Annotated in this window: 15 protein-coding genes; 3 read left to right on the top strand and 12 right to left on the bottom strand. The window is 30.8% G+C overall.

Annotated features, from left to right (window positions below; genetic code table 11):
- Window position 1: 1 nt before the first annotated feature.
- The 11 genes from O5O44_RS12250 to O5O44_RS12300 are packed head-to-tail and all read right to left on the bottom strand — an operon-like array spanning window position 2 to window position 12,744.
- Window positions 2–838, bottom strand: coding sequence for a glycosyltransferase family 2 protein (locus O5O44_RS12250; RefSeq protein ID WP_289194604.1), 837 nt, complete (start codon window positions 836–838; stop codon window positions 2–4).
- Between the two features lie 2 nt (window positions 839–840).
- Window positions 841–1,623 carry a glycosyltransferase family 2 protein gene (locus O5O44_RS12255; RefSeq protein ID WP_289194605.1) on the bottom strand — a complete coding sequence of 261 codons (783 nt, stop codon included), beginning with the start codon at window positions 1,621–1,623 and terminating at the stop codon, window positions 841–843.
- A gap of 11 nt (window positions 1,624–1,634) precedes the next feature.
- Window positions 1,635–3,173 carry a DapH/DapD/GlmU-related protein gene (locus tag O5O44_RS12260; RefSeq protein WP_289194606.1) on the bottom strand — a complete coding sequence of 513 codons (1,539 nt, stop codon included), beginning with the start codon at window positions 3,171–3,173 and terminating at the stop codon, window positions 1,635–1,637.
- A 4-nt stretch (window positions 3,174–3,177) separates the two neighbouring features.
- Entirely contained in the window at window positions 3,178–4,128 is a 951-nt protein-coding gene (locus O5O44_RS12265; RefSeq protein WP_289194607.1) for a glycosyltransferase family 2 protein, read from the bottom strand.
- Between the two features lie 28 nt (window positions 4,129–4,156).
- Window positions 4,157–4,933 carry a glycosyltransferase family 2 protein gene (locus O5O44_RS12270; RefSeq protein ID WP_289194608.1) on the bottom strand — a complete coding sequence of 259 codons (777 nt, stop codon included), beginning with the start codon at window positions 4,931–4,933 and terminating at the stop codon, window positions 4,157–4,159.
- 12 nt (window positions 4,934–4,945) lie between these two features.
- The gene (locus tag O5O44_RS12275; protein WP_289194609.1) at window positions 4,946–6,181 is read right to left on the bottom strand and encodes a UDP-N-acetylglucosamine 2-epimerase; all 1,236 of its coding nucleotides are present in this window, start codon (window positions 6,179–6,181) and stop codon (window positions 4,946–4,948) included.
- Window positions 6,178–7,320: a polysaccharide pyruvyl transferase family protein gene (locus tag O5O44_RS12280; protein ID WP_289194610.1), complete on the bottom strand. Its 1,143-nt coding sequence runs from the start codon at window positions 7,318–7,320 to the stop codon at window positions 6,178–6,180. Before O5O44_RS12280 ends, O5O44_RS12275 begins: the two co-directional genes overlap by 4 nt.
- On the bottom strand, window positions 7,317–8,591 hold the full coding sequence (locus O5O44_RS12285) for an ABC transporter ATP-binding protein (protein WP_289194611.1): 1,275 nt from the start codon (window positions 8,589–8,591) through the stop codon (window positions 7,317–7,319). The genes O5O44_RS12280 and O5O44_RS12285 overlap by 4 nt, the downstream gene beginning before the upstream one ends.
- Window positions 8,591–9,463 carry an ABC transporter permease gene (locus O5O44_RS12290; protein ID WP_289194612.1) on the bottom strand — a complete coding sequence of 291 codons (873 nt, stop codon included), beginning with the start codon at window positions 9,461–9,463 and terminating at the stop codon, window positions 8,591–8,593. The genes O5O44_RS12285 and O5O44_RS12290 overlap by 1 nt, the downstream gene beginning before the upstream one ends.
- Window positions 9,464–9,477: 14 nt before the next feature.
- On the bottom strand, window positions 9,478–11,943 hold the full coding sequence (locus O5O44_RS12295) for an exopolysaccharide transport family protein (RefSeq protein ID WP_289194613.1): 2,466 nt from the start codon (window positions 11,941–11,943) through the stop codon (window positions 9,478–9,480).
- Between the two features lie 6 nt (window positions 11,944–11,949).
- On the bottom strand, window positions 11,950–12,744 hold the full coding sequence (locus tag O5O44_RS12300; RefSeq protein ID WP_289194614.1) for a polysaccharide biosynthesis/export family protein: 795 nt from the start codon (window positions 12,742–12,744) through the stop codon (window positions 11,950–11,952).
- 100 nt (window positions 12,745–12,844) lie between these two features.
- Between O5O44_RS12300 and O5O44_RS12305 the strand changes: the two genes are divergently transcribed.
- Window positions 12,845–14,719, top strand: coding sequence for an ABC-F family ATP-binding cassette domain-containing protein (locus O5O44_RS12305; RefSeq protein WP_289194615.1), 1,875 nt, complete (start codon window positions 12,845–12,847; stop codon window positions 14,717–14,719).
- Between the two features lie 132 nt (window positions 14,720–14,851).
- Window positions 14,852–15,625, top strand: a complete 774-nt coding sequence (locus O5O44_RS12310; RefSeq protein ID WP_289194616.1) for an O-methyltransferase — start codon at window positions 14,852–14,854, stop codon at window positions 15,623–15,625.
- Between the two features lie 97 nt (window positions 15,626–15,722).
- On the opposite strand, the gene O5O44_RS12315 is transcribed toward O5O44_RS12310, so the two are convergent.
- Window positions 15,723–17,810, bottom strand: a complete 2,088-nt coding sequence (locus tag O5O44_RS12315; protein ID WP_289194617.1) for a DUF5723 family protein — start codon at window positions 17,808–17,810, stop codon at window positions 15,723–15,725.
- 160 nt (window positions 17,811–17,970) lie between these two features.
- Here O5O44_RS12315 and O5O44_RS12320 point away from each other — a divergent pair, with 160 nt between their 5' ends.
- Window positions 17,971–18,543, top strand: a complete 573-nt coding sequence (locus O5O44_RS12320) for a cob(I)yrinic acid a,c-diamide adenosyltransferase (RefSeq protein ID WP_289194618.1) — start codon at window positions 17,971–17,973, stop codon at window positions 18,541–18,543.
- The last annotated feature ends 203 nt before the right edge of the window (window positions 18,544–18,746 follow it).

Below are 18,746 nucleotides of genomic sequence, written 5' to 3' on the forward strand. Positions count from 1 at the left end.
ATTACTTCTTAAATAGATTTAAAGGCTTTGAAATAAGTTTTGCAATTTTATAAGTATTTGAATTTTTCAATTTTGAAGCGGACTCTTCATTATTTTTCAATAAATACAACAAGTAATCGATGGTGTTATCATGATGCTTTAAATAAACTTCTTTATGCTTATTAAAAACATATGCCATATTTGAAACTCTATGATTTTCAAGCGTGTCTATTAACATGGATTGCTTTTGTTTTCTATAGTAAAATAAAAACTCTTCAACTACCTTATATGTCCATCCAGATTTTGTAATGGCAATCCAAAATTCCCAATCTTCAAATCCATTTTTCATGTTCTCATCGTATCCGCCAACTTCTTCCCAACATATTTTTCTATATAGAGAAGTTGCTATTAAGCTATTCTCAAAAAGTAAGGCATGATAGGTTGTCCCAACTGGTTTTAACTCATGAATTATATTTTCTTTATGCTTGTAAAAAAACTTACTATAACAGGATGCTATGGCTAATGTCTGGTCTTGATTTAATTCTGGCACCATTATACTAAGAAAAGATTCATCTAAAATATCATCGGCATCTAGAGGCAAAATATATTCACCTTTACTCATGGCTATTCCAGCATTTCTCGCATTACTTAAACCACCATTTTTCTTTTCTAAATATTGAAATCTTTTATCTCTTTCAAACCACTTTGTAGCCACTTCTTTAGTGTTATCGGGGCTACCATCATTAACCACTATACATTCCCAATTTTCATAAGTCTGATTCAAAACTGATTGCAATGCTTCATCCAGAAATTCAGCATGATTATAACAAGGAACGATTATGGAAACCAACTTACTCATTATTAAAATTTATTTAGAACCCCTAGTTTTACCATGAGACTAATAATTCTTGATTGTCTTAAATTATTTAGTATTTTTTTATAAGTAACTACCTCTTGGATGTCGTTCATATAAATGCCGTAATCACCATAAAGTACACTTTCTTTTTCTTTAAATTTAATACTTTGATTTTTTGGGTTTGAACTTAGCCCACCAATGTAAAAAACTGATAAGGTTTCGGCGATTCTCTTATAGCTTAAATTATATTTACATACGGCATCGATAAAGAACTTCCAATCGGATACTATTTTAAAATCTTCTTTATACACATTTGTTTTTAAGAACGCCTCTCTCTTAATAAATGTTGCCGGATGTGGTAAAGTATCTTCAACAAAATATGAAAAAGAAAGTTCGTCTGGATATGATTTAACGAATGGTTTATTGTTTTCAAAAACTTTTAAATCGAAATAAATGAGATCAAAATCTTGAATGTTATGATGATATCTCTCTACGGCTTTTTGGTCAACAAAATGATCGCCACTATTTAAAAACAACAAATATTCGCCATTTGCTTTTTCAATGCCTTTGTTCATGGCTTGATACACCCCGCTATCTGGCTCGCTAACCCAATAATCAAAAAGAGTTTCATTTTCTTCAATAAAACTGGCGCTTCCATCGGAAGAGGCGCCATCTATAATTAAATATTCAAAATCTGTAAATGATTGATTTTTAACACTCTCAACGGTTTTCTTTAAACCTTCAAGATTGTTATAATTAACAGTTATTATGGATATTTTAGGTTTCAAATAATACTAAATTAGCTTCTATTTTTGTTTTCAGTTGCTTTAATAAAATCTTCTATTTTAAAAAAATTCTTTTCCACAATTGCCAAATCATGGTCATTAAAATTCCACCATTTTATATTTAATAGCTTCTGAATGATGTCATCGGAAAATCTATATTTTTTTATTTCAATTGGATTTCCTACTGCTATGGCATATGCTGGAATGTCTTTTGAAACTACAGCACCGGCCCCAATAATAGCGCCATCTCCAATTGTAACACCATCTAAAACTGTAACATTCATTCCAATAAAAACATCATTTCCAATGGTAATTGGGTTAAACTCTTCAATTTTATTAACTGTACTTATTGATACACCATTTTGTTTTGCAGTAGAGTAAAACATGGGATGGGTTGAAACCCCATTTGTTGGGTGTAATCCTCGACCAGCCATAAAATTGGCTCCAATAGAACAGAATTTTCCAATTATAGTGTTATTGATAACCGAATTTCCTGAAACATAAGTGTAATTGCCAATTAGAGTATTGGAAAGTCTAGAAGGCGGATAAATTTTACAATGTTTACCTAAATACGTTTTAGACATAACAATGTTTTGATTATACTTTAGCACCTTTTTCAATTCAGGAAAAACTAAAAAAGACAACTTCCTAAGTTTATACTTAATTGTTCTCTTAATACTTTTAGACTTAGGTTTTTCTTTTACAGATTTATAAAAATTGGTTATTATTAATTCAGCATCTTTATTTTCAACCAATTCAACAGGATTTACATCTATTGCATGAATCAAATTGTTATGATTAAATTCTGTGTGCACACCATTATGCTCTCCTGTATTATCAAATCCGAAATTTTGAACGAGAGATTGTTTAGGGTATAAAGTATATCCGTTTTGAAGCAATACCGAAGCATGCCATTTTATAAACCAAGTATGAAGCTTTCCGGTAATGTTATCTGCCAATTGACTACTTAAGTAATCGCTACCAAACTTATCTAAACTACTGAGTAAATGTTTCTTTTTTAATTGGTTCCAAAGATAAATACCTTCGTTATTAAAATGTTTCCATGCACGACTCCAAGTTGCCCAACCCCAGCATAGTGGGACATTATAAAAAAACGTTTCTGGTAATTTTTGAGTATTAGGATACATATAGCCAGAAATATGCATAACACTTTCGTTATATCTATACGTGTTTAAAGCATCATTCATATATTTTAAAAATCCTGAAGAGGTTTCAATATCATCCTCTAAAACGATAATAGTTCCGTATTCTTCAACTATTTCTGTTACGCCATCAATAATTGAATTGGCCAAACCTTTGTTAGAACGAGCCGCCCTTACCTCAACCTTTTTGAATCTTTTTTCTGAATTTGCAATAGCAATGACCTGATTGATATTTTCTAACTCATCATCAGTAATATTAGTTTTGGGGCCATCGCAAAAAATAAACAATTCACTCTTTATGGCCTCTGGATTTGCAGCTAAAGCATCCAACGTTATTTGAGTATGTGTTGGCCTATTGTAAGCAAAAAGCACAATGGGTGAAAAGTTCATAATATTAATGTTTATACAAAAATGGGAAAAGTTTCTGTCTAAGCCTAACTACTGGAAAGTATTTTACTCCGAGCTTTGTTAATAAAAACTTAGGAGTTTTGAAAAATAACCAGAACCAATACCCTATGTTCTTTAATATATTTTTTGACTGTTGATATTTAAAAATCCATAAAACATTTAGGAAATGATCAATTTTAACCAACTGAATTTTATTTTTATAAGACCAAAAAAAAAGCGATTCTAATACTTTCAGTCTTGATTCTTCATATAAATTATCATCATTAAAAACATTTGAATCATGAACACCTCTCATGGCTACAGGTTTATTTATAATTCCTGTTTTTAAATGGCATTTTAAAGCCATTCTATATATCAACTCAGTATCCTCAGAAACTGCTAGCGTTTCATTGAATACTCCGCAAGAATCAAATATAGATCGTTTTATAGTCAACCCATCAATAGAAAAATGTCCTTTTCTGTAAAAAAGTAAATCTTCAAAAAGTTCTTGAGGTTTTATAATTTGGTTTACTGTGGTTAATTTTAATTTTTTTTCTTCTTCAAGATTACTTTTACGATAAAAATGAGCACCTATGGCATTATAAACACCATGTGTTTTTAAATCAGCTTCAAAAATAGATTTATCGTTTTTAAACCTATTAGCTAAAAAATAGTCGTCTGCATCTAAAAATGCAACATAATTTCCAATTGCCTTGGTAATTCCAAGATTTCTACTTGCCGACCTTCCTTTGTTTTCTTGATTTTCATGATGATAAATTTTAACTCTAGATTCATTACTTTGAATTTGAGTAATTACATCTAAGGTTTTATCTGTACTCCCATCATTAACAACAATAACCTCCAATACTTCAGCTTGTTGTAGCGCTGATTTTATCGCCTTTTCAACAAAATTTTCTGCATTGAAAACAGGTATAATAACGGAAACTGTAAATTTCATAACTTGTTATTGCTTAATACTAAATGTTTCAAAATTCATGAATTAAACCAAGTTTAGTTAATAGTTTAATAGTTCTTGATTTTCGTAAGGTTCTTATTGTTCTTTCTAAAACATAACGATTTTTTAAATCGTTCATAAAGGGCTTAAATTCTTCATTTAAAACTTGTTCTCTTTCAGCTTTTACAAGAGCTTGATTTTCTATCAAAGAACTTAATCCATCACTATAATAGGTTGAAAATGTTTCTTCAACATATTTATAAGTTGCGTTTTGTTTACAAATAGCCAGAATTAAAAACTTCCAATCGGATACTATTTTTAAATTCTCGTCATAAAACCCAAATTCATTAAATAATTCCTTTTTAATGAAGGTAGCTTGATGTGCGGGTAAATTTTCATGTAAAAATTTAAACGTTAATTCTTTAGGGCATTTTTTAACGTGCGTTTTATTTTCTCCTATTACCTGAATATCAAAATAAACAACATCCTCACCTTTTAAATGCTGACAAGCTTTGTTTATTGCATTGCTATCATTAAGATGATCTCCACTGTTTAAAAAATATAAGTAGTCTCCTTTTGCTACTTTTATTCCCTTGTTCATGGCATTGTAAATACCTTTATCTGGTTCGCTTACCCAATAACTAAAGTTTGCACTGTTTTCCTCAATATATTCTTTACTACCATCACTAGAACCACCATCTATGATGATATGCTCAAAATTGTTGTACGATTGATTCTTTACACTATTCAATGTGCGTTCAAATCCTAATTTATCGTTGTAATTTATCGTTATAATGGAAAGTAACATCTTCAATCAATTCTATTGTGTTCTTGATATAACTCTTATGGCATCAATTATTCTAGAGGTAGATTTACCATCTAATTTATAAGTTGAATTTTTTATTAATTCATCAATATCATTTTCATTATACAAGGGTTTTTTGATATTTTTTTTAATAACAGAAGCTAATTGTTCAGCATTGCTAATTATTTTATTATAAGACCTGTATTTTAATAAAAAATCGTAATACATACTACTTCCATCTTCAAATAAATCATACGCAATTACATTTTTTTTAAGCATTAAAGCCTCTTCAATAATTGTAGAAGCCCTACTTAACACTAAGTCTGAAACGGATATAATATCATATACTGAATATTCTAAATTATCTGCGTGAACTATTTTTATATCATCCGTAGTTATTTTCAATTCCAGCATCACACGTTCATACAGATTATCTGTTAAGGAATCATAAGGATGCATTTTTATTACCAGTATACTATCTTCAAAATTAATGCTTTGGTAAATGTTTTTTAAATATTCAATATAACATGCTTTAGGGTTGCTTTTTTTATCGTACTCGGTATGCATGCACGTTATTAAAGAAATTATCTTCCTAGAATCATTTAAATTCAGGTTTTGTTTAGTTTTAACTAATTTATCGTGTAAGGGGTTACCAGTTAAAAAAACATGATTTTTATGATATCCAGCCTCTATAAACCTATTATATATTATTTCACCAAAAACTATTTGATTAATTGATTTTGATGTAAGCTGTCCTTTTACATAATCGTCTTGATTACCTCCATGTTGAATACAAACAGTTTTAGAATTCTTCTTATTTATAGATTCTATAATATTAATCCCTATTTTATGTGCTTTGTTATATTTTTGATGATCTAAACAAATTAAATTTACACTATGAGAATAATTTAAAAGATAAAAAGGTGAACTTTGAATCGTAACATGCTCAGAATTTTTAATTTTATTTTCAAGTAATATATCGAAATTTAAATCATTTTTAGCATATAAGAGATTGCAATTTAATTTAATACTGTTATCTATAACATAATTTAAAATTGGAGCAAAGACTCTAATTTCTGCTTTTGAAGTAATTATGAAATTAACATGTATTTCTTTTTTCTTGTAGAATGAAATTCCAGTAACCTTATCTATCAAAAATTTAAAAAAATGAGCTTTTGTAATTGGAAAATAGTCGTCAATAGTGGTATATTGACAGAATAGGAAATTTTTAATTTTATTATTAAAACTCAATTATTTGAAGTTTTAGATTTATTTAAAAAAAGTTTAAAAGTTTCAAAATCTTCATTTTTAGGCAGGTTATAAGCCATATCTAATTTCGACAAATTCACCTTTTTAATATCGTTATCTGCAATCATCCGATTTTCTAATTGAAGCATATTCAGCAAACCTTCAATCTTATATGTATTTGATTTTAAAAAATACGTTGGTATATAATTCATTAATCCAAAAATCCCAATATGATATCTCCCAGTTATTAGCAAATCAAATTTTTGCAATAAATTTCCAATATTCTCAAAATATATATCATCTTCAAATGAAAATATTTCGACTCCTAAATTTTGTAATTTTGAAGCTATTTGAGTTTCTTTTTCTTCAATTTTAAGATAATAGGGTGTGTAACCTAGATCTTTTATATCTTCAATTTGTTTCTTGATAGTTTCCCAATAAATACCATTTTTTTGATTAGGATAAACGCCTAATACACCTACAGAATACAAGCATTTTCTCTTAATTTTATTTAAGTTTATAAATTTTGGAGTCTCTGGAATTCTTTTTGAATTGATTTGAGCTCGAAATGCAAAATCTGGTATTAGTGACACTTTTAAGCCATTATCTTGTAAATATTTTAAAGATGATGGCTCTCTGACTGCTATGTAATCGATATTTTCTAATACTATTTTAGTAATGCCTAAATCAAAATCTTGATAACTGCCATTTACCATAGCTACTTGCTTACCCGCAAGTTTAGAATAATAAGCAATAGCCAATAAAACAAATCCACCCGTTGAATTGTGATGGATTGTTCCTTCCATATTAATCACTATTAAATCCGAATTATTAATAGACTCAATAGTCGCTTGAGATAAGTTGTTTAGTGCATTTTTCTTCCATAAATTAGCATCTAATACCTTTTTGCTAGTAACTAGATAAAACTTTAAAAGAAGTTTAGATAAATACTTATTCTGTAAAAGAATATTGCCTTCTTTATATAAGCCTTTTGGAAATATATCATATTCTAAACCTAATGGTTTGAAATTAATTTTAGCGCTAGGAATACAATTGGTAATAAAATTAGCTAATTCTGTGACAGTAGCGTGACACCCGGGGTTGGTTTCTATTCTTGTATCATTAAATAGTAGGATTTTCATAAATCTTTACTCCAATTACAATCTACAATAACACAACCATAATCTTTTGTAGAATAACTACTAAAATCAGTACCTGTTTCTTCAATAGTAAATGAAACTATTTTTTTAAGAGCCGTAATTTGCTCTCTATTTTTTATGTGAAAACCTAAATTTATACTATAATTACTAGGTACTAGAAAACTATTTGGCAGCTCAATAATTACACTATTATTTAGGCTGTTATCTATGTTTAATTCTGATAAATATTTTTGCGTTGTAAAAATACTTCGCTCCTGTTGATCAATGATTTTTAGTCCGATAATCGGATCAAAATTTAGTTTTTCTTGTGATACTTTAAATTTTACTTTTAATCGAATTGTATCATCAAACGCGAAAACACTACACAATTCTGATTGAGAATCTAACACTGATATTTCTAAAATGTCTGAATCTTTCTCTGAATTTTCATTGACATATTTTGCAGTATTGTTAGACATGTCATTCTTCAGATAAAAATCTACGGCTTCATGAGTATCTCCTTCAAACACTTTAGTTCCATGCTGCAAAACTATAGCTTTAGTACAAAGGCTTTTAACAGCAGCCATATTATGGCTTACAAATAATACTGTTCTGCCTTCGCTATGACTTATATCCTGCATTTTCCCTATAGCCTTTTTTTGGAATTCGGCATCGCCTACTGCAAGAACCTCATCTATCACTAAAATATCTGGATCTAAATGAGCGGCAACGGCAAATGCCAAACGTACGGTCATTCCTGAAGAATAACGCTTCACAGGAGTATCTATATATCTTTCGCATCCAGAAAACTCAATAATTTCATTCAATTTAGATTGAATTTCTTTTTTAGTCATTCCTAAAATGGCACCGTTTAAAAACACATTTTCTTTTCCTGTCATTTCTGGATGAAATCCAGTTCCAACTTCTAGTAGTGAGGCTATTCGTCCTTTAGTTTTAATCTCTCCTATGGACGGTCCGGTAACTTTCGATAGTATTTTCAATAAGGTTGATTTTCCTGCTCCATTTTTACCAATAATACCTAAAACTTCTCCTCGTTGTACATCAAAATTAATATTTTTTAAAGCCCAAACATATTGAGAATCGCCTTTCGTACTTCTATCATTACTATCTCCTATTTTAAGATACGGATCTTCTTTACCTCTAATTCTGTACCACCATCTATTTAAGTCATGCCCTAAGGTGCCAGTACCAACCAAACCTAATCGATATTGCTTAGAAAGATTTTCTACTTTTAAAATAACATCCTTTTTCATTAAACAGTATCTATAAAACTTTTTTCGGTTCTATTAAAAATTATCAAACCAATAATAAACAAAACAAAGCTTATAATTCCCGCATAAACCATGCTTGTTATTGTGTATTCTCCAACTCCAAGAGTCATATATCTAAAGGCTTCAATAATGGTTGTCATTGGATTATATTCAACTAACCACGATAGATTGGGGAGTTTTTGTTTAAAATAAGACAAGGGATACATAACTGCAGAACCATACATGAGTAATTGAACACCAAAGCTTATTAAAAATTTTAAGTCTCTATATTTTGTAGTCATTGATGAAATTGTCATGCCTAAACCTAAACCTAAGAAAGCCATAAATAAGATAAGAACTGGCATTAAAACAACCGCACTTTGCAAGCTTGTATTTTCAGCTTTATCCGTAAAAAACACGTAATAAATATAGAACCCTATAAATACTAGCATTTGTATTCCGTACTTAACCAGATTAGTAAATACAACAGACAACGGCACTATAACTCTTGGAAAATATACTTTACCAAACATACCTTGGTTTTGTCGAAAAGTATCACTAGTTCCATTTAAGCATTCTTTGAAATAATTCCAAGACGTAATTCCAGCCAGATTAAACAAAAAAGCAGGAACTCCTTCGCCAGTTGGAATATTCGCCATGTTATTAAATATCAACGTAAATATAACTGAAGTAAAAAGTGGTTGAATAAAATACCATAATGGCCCTAGAATTGTTTGTTTGTAAACAGTAATTATATTACGTTTTACAAATAATATTAACAAGTCTCGGTAATGCCAAACTTCTCTTAAATTTAAATCAATTAACTTTTGATTTGGAGAAATGACGTAAAGCCAATGTTCTTTATTATTAGCCAATTTATTTTTTGTTTTTATTTTTTAAAAAAAGATTTTATTTTGTTAACAATAGTTTTTTTAGAAGTATCGTCATCGTTATAACCGTTACCGTAACTTCCATAACCATAGCCATAACCATATCCGTAGCCATAACCATATCCATATTTACCCTTTTGGTTATAATCGTTATAGATGAAACTTAAGTTTTTAATTTCACCTTTATTGTACTTGGTATTTATTAGATTTATCATCCCTTTTTTCGTGTAATCTTGCCTCACAACATATACCGTTGCATCTGAATATTCTGTAAGTTCAAAAGCATCAGCAACGAGGCCTATTGGTGGTGTATCGAGAACTATATAATTATAAGTCTTTTTCAATTCATCTATAAGAAAATCCATTCTTTCACCAATTAATAATTCAGAAGGGTTTGGAGGGACAGGACCAGATGTTATTACATCTAAATTGGGTACTTTAGTTTTCTGTACAACTTCCACAACTTCTTTTTGACCTATTAAATAGTTAACTACACCTATGTCATTTTTAATCTCGAAGTCGTCGAAAATTTTTGGTTTTCTTAAGTCTAGACCTACAAGTACAGTCTTTTTACCACTCATTGCAAATACAGTTGCAATGTTAATTGAACAAAACGTTTTTCCTTCACCACTTACAGATGATGTTACCATAACTGTTTTTGTGCCTTCTAAATTGTGTTTTTTATAAAAGTATTGCAAACTAGACCTGATAGAACGAAACGCTTCGGCTATTGTAGATTTTGGTTTTAAATGTACTGCTAAATTATTCTCTAAATTACTTTTACCAACAACGCCTAAAAGAGGAATGCTTGATAAATTCTCTAACACTTGTGGGTTATGTAATTTATTATCTAAAAAAGTTAATAAAAAGGCAAGTAACAACGGTGGCAGTAATCCACCAATTATGGCAAATAAATATCGAGAGCTTAATTTTAAATCGATTGGAGTCGCCCCAGTATCTTTTGCTGGATCAATAACCAAAATATCTGAAACACTCGCTGATTTAATGATATCTGCTTCACCGCGTTTGGCTAAAAAAACATTGTAAGTTTTTTCACTTAAAGAATATTGTCTTTGTATGTCAAATAATTTCTGTTGAGCCTCAGGGAGTTTTCTAATTTTGGCATCTTCAATTGCTATTTTATTGTTTATGGTTTGTAATTCTCTATTTAACTCCTTGGTTACCGAACTTATATTTTCTAGTAATACTTCTTTGAGTCCTTCTATTTGTCTATTTAAATCTGCAAAAATTGTGGCGTCTTTTCTAACTGTTGAGCCATATTTGGATTTTTGAACTGATAAAGCGTTTATTCGAGATACATTTGCTAAAATATTTCCTTCATCAATACCAGTAACTGCAGGTGCAGGCACATCTGTAAAATTATTACTAGTTATTAAGTAGTTTTTTAAACTAGAATAATAAGCTAACTTTCTGTTAATATTATCTTTATTTAAATCTAAATCTGATAGTTTGCTGTTAATCGTAGTACTTTTATCATCTAAATTATAAATTCTGTTTTTTTGTCTATAATCATTTAAAGAATCTGCGTTTAGGCTAAGTTGATTCTTTACGCGACTTAATTGGTCATCAATAAATTTTATAGTATTAGTTACGAATTGATTTTTTCTATTTAATTGATCTTCACTTAAAACTTTTACCGTTTCGTTTAAGTAATCAACAATTTTACCTTTGTTAACATCAACCATGCTCAAATTTAGTATGGCCGAATTTCTAGGATTATCAATTCTTAATTTACTTCTGTATTTCGATACTACAGCATCAAAGTCACTAAATTGTATAAAATATTCATCGTTTGTTTTAGCAACTCTATTTTCGGCTAAATATATTACGCCATTTATATATGGAAGCTCTATGGTATCACCTAAATTAAACACTTGTTTAAACTCACCCAAAGACACATCCAAATTCGCTTTTTCATGACTTGTAAAGTTTTGTCTTCTAGCAAGTTCCGACTCGAAATTTATAGACAATTCATACTTTCCATCTTGTAAAAACGTAATTTTTATTGGAACATTAAGTAATTGATAAGAATTAGGAGTGATGTTAAACCTGAATGGTGCATCTAAATAAACATCATTCTTTCTAAACCTTGCCTGTTTTAAGTAGCTTATATAAAACTGAAGATTTTCTACTACTTTTTCGTGTATTGTTCTAGATCTTAATGAGGTCATCATGGTTTGCACTTTACCAGAAACGCCACCCCAATTAAAGGTTAAACTTGTAGTAGAAGTAAAAAGAGGGTTCGATTCCTCCTCAATAGATATTTGGGTAGACAATCTGTATGATTGTTGCATTCTAATATTTTGTTGATAAACAACAAAAAGACCAATTCCTATAAATAAAATAAAGAGTTTCCAATAACTTAAAACTCGAATCAAAAAAGCCTTAATATCAAAAGAAGGTTGTTGTGATTGTGCTTCTGATATTTCAAATTCTTCTTCCATATAAACTTAAAGATTCTTTGTTAAAAAATAAGTTGAAACTAATACAGATAATATTGATGCTATAGTGGTTAAATTCTGAAAAGCTGTTTGTCCTGCTCCTATTACTTTGCGTTTTAAAGGTTTTACCAATATAATATCATTAGGCTGTATATAATAGAACGGCGATTGCATCGCTTTAATATCTGTTAAATCAATATGATGAATTTTTTGACCCTCAGGATATTGCCTAACTATTAAAATATCTTTTCTATCACCTGTTTGCAATATATCGCCAGCATTTGCTAATGCCTCTATTAAATTAACACGATCTTGATATAAAGTATAAATTCCGGTACCTCCAACTTCTCCAGTAACGGTATATTTTAAACCGCCCAATTTAACCGTTACAAATATTTCTGCTGTTTCTTTAAAATATTGTTTTAGAAGTTCGTTTTCAACTTTAGTTTTTATTTCAGCAATTGTGTATCCTAAAACGTTAATTTTTCCCAAAATAGGAAACTCAATATTCCCATGTAGGTCAACCGTAAATCCGCTAAAATATAATCCTCCCCCTTGCGCAGAACCATTTGAACTTTCAAGTGGATTAAATATATCAACAAGTTCCTTATCTAAAGCTTTAACATTAATACTTAATATATCACTAACTTGAACTCTGTAAGGTTTAGATATTTCATTCAGAAGAGCCTCTGTATTGTCGGCACCTTCCTTTTCTTGTAAGTAAACAACATCTTTATTAGTTATACAAGAAGTTGATAGAACAATTGTAGTTATACAAAAAAATAAAAAAAAACGTTTTAGCATTGGGGTATTGATTTAAGCAAATATAACTTTTCGTCGTGAATAATAAAACTCCCATCGGATATTTTGGTTTTTTGTCCGTTATTTGCAAAAAAGTTTACTAGTGAATTACTTAACTGTTGAAAATATATCTAAATCTTATGGAGAGCTAACCCTTTTCGAAAACATTTCATTTAGTATACATAAAGACCAAAAAATTGCCTTTGTGGCTAAAAATGGTACTGGCAAAACATCTATTTTAAATATTCTATCTGGTGATGATGTTGCCGACTCAGGGGAAGTAATTTATAGAAAAGATATAAAGGTATCTTTTCTATCACAAGACCCTAAATTTGATAACTCGTTGACGATAGAAGAAGCTATTTTTAAGAGTGATAATCCTATTTTAAAAATTATATCTAATTACGAAAAATCACTTCTAAACCTTGAAGATACCGATACTTATCAAGCGGCATTTGAAGCTATGGAACGACACCAAGCATGGGATTTCGAAACCCTTTACAAACAAATTCTTTTCAAATTAAAACTTGATGATTTATCTCAAAAAATAAGCACGCTTTCTGGCGGACAAAAAAAGCGTTTAGCCTTAGCCAATGCATTAATTAATAAACCTGATTTATTGATTTTAGATGAGCCCACCAATCACTTAGATTTAGAAATGATTGAATGGCTTGAAGCCTTTTTTGCAAAAGAGAACATGACGCTTTTTATGGTTACTCATGATAGATACTTTTTAGAGCGTGTTTGTAATGAAATAATTGAGTTAGATGAAGGCCAACTATACAGCTATAAAGGTAATTATTCGTACTATCTTGAAAAGCGAGATGCCCGTATAGAGCGTGAAGTAGTTGAAACGGGTAAAGCAAAACAACTTTTTAAAAAGGAACTAGATTGGATGCGCAGGCAACCCAAAGCGCGAACTACTAAATCTAAATCTAAATCTAGAATAGATGATTTTACGGATATTAAACACAGGGCACATCAACGCAGAAACGATCATGAAGTTCAATTGGAGCTGAACATGGAACGTTTAGGAAGCAAAATTCTAGAATTCCACAAAGTATCCAAAGCATTTAAAGAGAAGATTATTTTAGACAGCTTTGATTATACCTTCAAAAAGGGAGAACGTGTTGGAATAATTGGTAAGAATGGTACAGGCAAAACCACATTTTTAAATATTTTAACCCAGACGGCTCAACCAGATTCTGGCAAGGTTGTAAAAGGCGACACCATAAAATTTGGATATTATACGCAAAACGGGATAACCATAAAACCTGAACAAAAAGTTATTGATGTCATACGCGAGTTTGGTGATTACATCCCATTAAAAAAAGGCCGACAAATTAGTGCGCAACAACTATTAGAACGATTTTTATTCAGCAGAAAAAAGCAATATGATTTTGTTGAAAAATTAAGTGGTGGTGAGCGCAAACGACTTTATCTATGTACGGTTTTAATTCAAAATCCGAATTTTTTAATACTTGATGAGCCAACAAACGATTTAGATATTGTAACACTTAATGTCTTGGAAAGTTTTCTTTTAGATTTCCCAGGTTGCATTATTGTAGTGTCGCATGATCGCTATTTTATGGATAAAGTGATTGATCATTTATTTGTATTTAGAGGCGAAGGTGTAATTGAAGATTTTCCTGGAAATTATACCGATTACAGAGTATATGAAGACAGCCAACCTGTAATCTCAAATACCGAGTCATCTGAAGATAAAAAAGAAAAAACATCTTGGAAACAAAACGAAGCCTCAAAGCTTTCTTTTAATGAAGAAAAAGAATTGCGAAATATTGAAAGTAAGTTGAATGCCTTAAATTATGACAAAAAAGAACTTGAGCAAAAATTCAATAATCCAGAATTATCGCAAGACGACATAAATAAACTCTCAGAAGATTTACAGAAAATCATTGATACCATTGAAGCGAAAGAAGAACGTTGGTTTGAACTATCTTCAAAACTAGAAGGTTAATTTTTTTTTGGTAATGCTATAAGTTTTAAAGTTTCTCTTGATAAAAACTTGGTCCCCTCGAGCGCAGTCGAGAGGTTTTATTAATACTAACAAAACATACGGTCTTAACTGTGCTCGGGCAAACATAGTAATATGTTTTATCAAATTTTATCATATTTAAAATTCCTTTTAAAATCCACCAATCAACATGGGGTGCACTCCCCTTTTGTGTACGATTTAGTTACAAAATGCTTTTATGATAAAACTAGGTATAAAGCATTTCATTCTATATTTAACTATAAAAAATTGTTGCTTCAAAATAAGTCAACAATTTCGGTTACAGATTTAGGCGCCGGTTCTCAAGTTATGAAGAACCAAAAACGATTAATATCACAAATGGCGAAAAATGCTGGAACAACTGTTAATCGGGCTAAACTCCTTTTTAGACTTACTCAATATTTTAAACCTGAAAATATTTTAGAATTAGGAACGTCATTAGGTATTGCAACCCATGCCATGAGTTTAGGCAACCTTAATGCTAGAATTATAACTATTGAAGGATGCCCAAATATTTCTAAATTTTCAGAAAGAAATTTAAAAAATGAGAATCTAAATAACATCAAGTTGATTACTGGTGAATTTCACAATGAAATTAAAAAACTAAAACCGAATAAATTCGATTTTATATTCTTTGATGGAAATCATCAAAAAGAAGCTACTTTACAATATTTTGAATCACTTTTAGAAACTGCTCATAACGAAACCGTTTTTATTTTCGACGATATTTATTGGTCTAAAGGCATGACTAAAGCTTGGGAAATCATAAAAAACCACCCAAAAGTTACGGTAACCATTGATACTTATTTTTGGGGATTTGTATTTTTCAGAAAAGAACAACTAAAAGAAAACTTTACAATAAGAGTTTAATTCCGAAAAGTATTGAAGTCAAGTTGAGCGCAGTCAAAACCTAATTAAATTTTTAGGATTTTCGACTACGCTCAAACTAACCTTTTTTGTTGTTAAATTACTTCACTAAGTTAATCTCAACACGTCTGTTTTGTGCTCTACCAGCTTTGTACATATTGGTTGCAATGGGCCTTTTTTCACCATAGCCTATTGCTGACAATCTGCCTGGGTTAATACCATTTTTAACTAAAAAGGCTTTAACAGCAAAAGCGCGATCTTCAGATAGCCTTTGATTCAACTCATAACTACCAATACTATCAGTATGCCCTTCTATGGTAAACTTCGCATTAGGATATTCATTTAATACCGAAATGATTTCGAATAGCACTGATGCTGACTCTGTTTTTAAAGTTGCTCTTCCTGGATTAAATAATATAACTCTTGCAAAATCATTCAATGTTTTTTGAAGCTCTTCCATAACTTCCTCAGGACAACCGTTATTCGCTACGGTACCTACTTGATCAATACAATCGTCATCTTTATCTAATACGCCATCGCCATCAGAATCTCTGTAAGGGCAACCTTTATTTTCTATAGGGCCGGCTTCATCAGGACAAGCATCAAGTTTGTCAATAATATCATCACCATCTTTATCACCCCAAGGGCATCCATAATTATCTTCAGGACCTGCTACTTCTGGGCATTCATCAACATCATCTAAAACACCATCTTCATCTTTATCTTCAACAGGGCAACCGTTATTAGACTCAGGCCCTGGTTCTTTTGGGCAATCGTCTAACTTATCTACGATACCATCGCCATCTTTATCTTTTGGATGGCTTTGGTAAATTGGAATTTTCAAACCGGCATAAGCATCTGCTTGTCTATTATCATCGCTGGTAAAAGACGAAATTAAAGATCCCGAGCCCACGTATAAAGGACCTGCTCTAAACCCAGCACCCATTCTTAAACCATTATTTTCAATCACGCTTAATGGTAAATAAAAACTAAACCACTTACTTTCGTAACGCGGTGTTAAGGATACCACATTAGCTATTCTATTAGCTGTGATTCGTTCCTTAGACATCAATGAAAAATCAGTATTTAAATTTAAATAGATTTTACTATTAAGATTCCAGTCTACATTAACATGCAATGCCGTAGGCAAATCAATTTTATAACCTACACCTTCAATGGTTTTGGTATAGAAGGAATTTAAAAAAGCTTCAATGTCTTCTGCAGTTTCAAGATCCTGTTCACTTACGTTATTATTATTTATAGCATAACCTTCCTTAATGCCCTCTTTATAATTAATGAAACCAATATCTGATACTGAAATACCTAATTTTAGTTTATACTTATTTTTATCTTTAAACTGGTATGGGCTAGAATCATCAGCATCATAATCTGCATGATCTGGTCTAAATTCATAAACAAAACCTAAATCTACTCCAAAACCACTAGCGTTTTTAGGCGTTTTATAATCGTAATCATCGTTGTCAAAATTATCAAATCGCCCATAGGTTAATGTTCCAGTAGTTGTAATACTACCTGTAGTTTCTCCTCCTCCAAGGTCTGTTCCATCCGCATCATAATCAATTGAGATATTATTTCCAGAACCGTAAGCATTACCTAAACCTTGTAAATATTTTAAATTGACACCTCCTTTTACAAAATGTTGGTCCTTATCGATTAAGGTTCTCGCATAGGTTAACCCTATTTCTGCCCAAGAATGTGCTAAAACATTAATACTACCCTCGTTGAACGCAAAATCTCTTGTAGAATCGTCATCTACAACCGCTATGGAATTACCATTAATATCATAAGCATTTACAAAAGCACGAGCTCTTGAAAAAACGGCTAAAGAACTATTTTTAGACAAATTAAACATAAATGAAGGACCTAAAACATCAACATTTAAACCTCCGCTATTAATATCTTTTGGGTGTGTTTTAGCTTCCAAATCGAAACTATAGCCATCTTTTGTAGTATCCCAAATATTAATTCCATAATAATCGTTAGTAGCAAAAGCACTTAGCCCTGTTAGATTAATATCGGTTTTAAAACGAGAATCTGTAATATTCGCAGGGTTAGAAATTAAGCCGTGTACACCACTATAATTATCTGTAAGAAATCCTAGGTATGATTGACTGTTAACTAAAAGTGAGCATGTGAAAAAAAACGTGAGTAAGGTAATTTTTTTCATGGTTAGAGTTTATTGTTATAGCTAGTAACAAATTTAATTTTTTCTATCCATAAAATACTTACAAATTAAATTGAAAAGTCCTTATTTATAAAGAAGATATCAACAAATGGTATTAAAAAATGCTTTGTGAAACTCTTAAAAAAGCAATAACTTCGTACATATGAAAATCTACACTAAAACTGGGGATAAAGGTACTACTGCATTATTTGGTGGCACACGAGTGCCTAAGCACCACATAAGAATAGAAAGCTATGGTACCGTAGACGAATTAAACTCGCATTTAGGTTTAATACGCGACCAAGACATCAACCAGAATTATAAAGACCGGATTATTGAAATTCAGTCAAAATTATTTACCATTGGTGCTATTCTAGCTACGGACCCTGAAAAAGCGGTATTAAAAAATGGTAAAGAACGCTTGAATATTGAAAAAATTTCTGCAAAAGATATTGAACTTTTAGAGCAGGACATGGATACTATGAATGAGGCCTTACCGCCCATGACTCATTTTGTGCTTCCTGGTGGCCACCAAACCGTGTCATTCTGTCATATAGCGCGTTGTGTATGCCGTAGAGCGGAACGATTAGCCACTGCGCTTAACGATTTGGAACCTTTTGAAGCGAATGCACTGACTTACCTAAACCGTCTTTCTGACTACCTTTTTGTATTGGCACGAAAGTTGTCTTTTGATTTACAAGCAAACGAAATTAAGTGGATTCCTGAGAAGAAATAAAAGCTTGAAGTTTGAAGTAAGCAGTAATTAAATAACTAATTGTTGAATACTAAAAACAGCAGACTTACCCGCGTTAGGGATTGCAGAGAAAAGCCCACAGCGAAACCGATTAATATCGGGAGCGCGAGGACTTGTAACGTAAAGCCCGACCCTTTTTTGGGGTAACGCCCACGTCTCGATAAAATTCCAAAAAAAAATTTGGA

The sequence above is a fragment of the Algibacter luteus genome, assembly GCF_030344935.1.
GTDB classification, from domain to species: Bacteria; Bacteroidota; Bacteroidia; order Flavobacteriales; family Flavobacteriaceae; genus Arenitalea; species Arenitalea lutea.

Coding starts and splice junctions, on each gene's coding strand:
- O5O44_RS12250 (WP_289194604.1), bottom strand. CDS start 838: ATGAGTAAGTTGGTTTCCATAATCGTTCCTTGTTATAATCATGCTGAA.
- O5O44_RS12260 (WP_289194606.1), bottom strand. CDS start 3,173: ATGAACTTTTCACCCATTGTGCTTTTTGCTTACAATAGGCCAACACAT.
- O5O44_RS12265 (WP_289194607.1), bottom strand. CDS start 4,128: ATGAAATTTACAGTTTCCGTTATTATACCTGTTTTCAATGCAGAAAAT.
- O5O44_RS12270 (WP_289194608.1), bottom strand. CDS start 4,933: ATGTTACTTTCCATTATAACGATAAATTACAACGATAAATTAGGATTT.
- O5O44_RS12280 (WP_289194610.1), bottom strand. CDS start 7,320: ATGAAAATCCTACTATTTAATGATACAAGAATAGAAACCAACCCCGGG.
- O5O44_RS12285 (WP_289194611.1), bottom strand. CDS start 8,591: ATGAAAAAGGATGTTATTTTAAAAGTAGAAAATCTTTCTAAGCAATAT.
- O5O44_RS12295 (WP_289194613.1), bottom strand. CDS start 11,943: ATGGAAGAAGAATTTGAAATATCAGAAGCACAATCACAACAACCTTCT.
- O5O44_RS12300 (WP_289194614.1), bottom strand. CDS start 12,744: ATGCTAAAACGTTTTTTTTTATTTTTTTGTATAACTACAATTGTTCTA.
- O5O44_RS12310 (WP_289194616.1), top strand. CDS start 14,852: ATGTTTTATCAAATTTTATCATATTTAAAATTCCTTTTAAAATCCACC.
- O5O44_RS12315 (WP_289194617.1), bottom strand. CDS start 17,810: ATGAAAAAAATTACCTTACTCACGTTTTTTTTCACATGCTCACTTTTA.
- O5O44_RS12320 (WP_289194618.1), top strand. CDS start 17,971: ATGAAAATCTACACTAAAACTGGGGATAAAGGTACTACTGCATTATTT.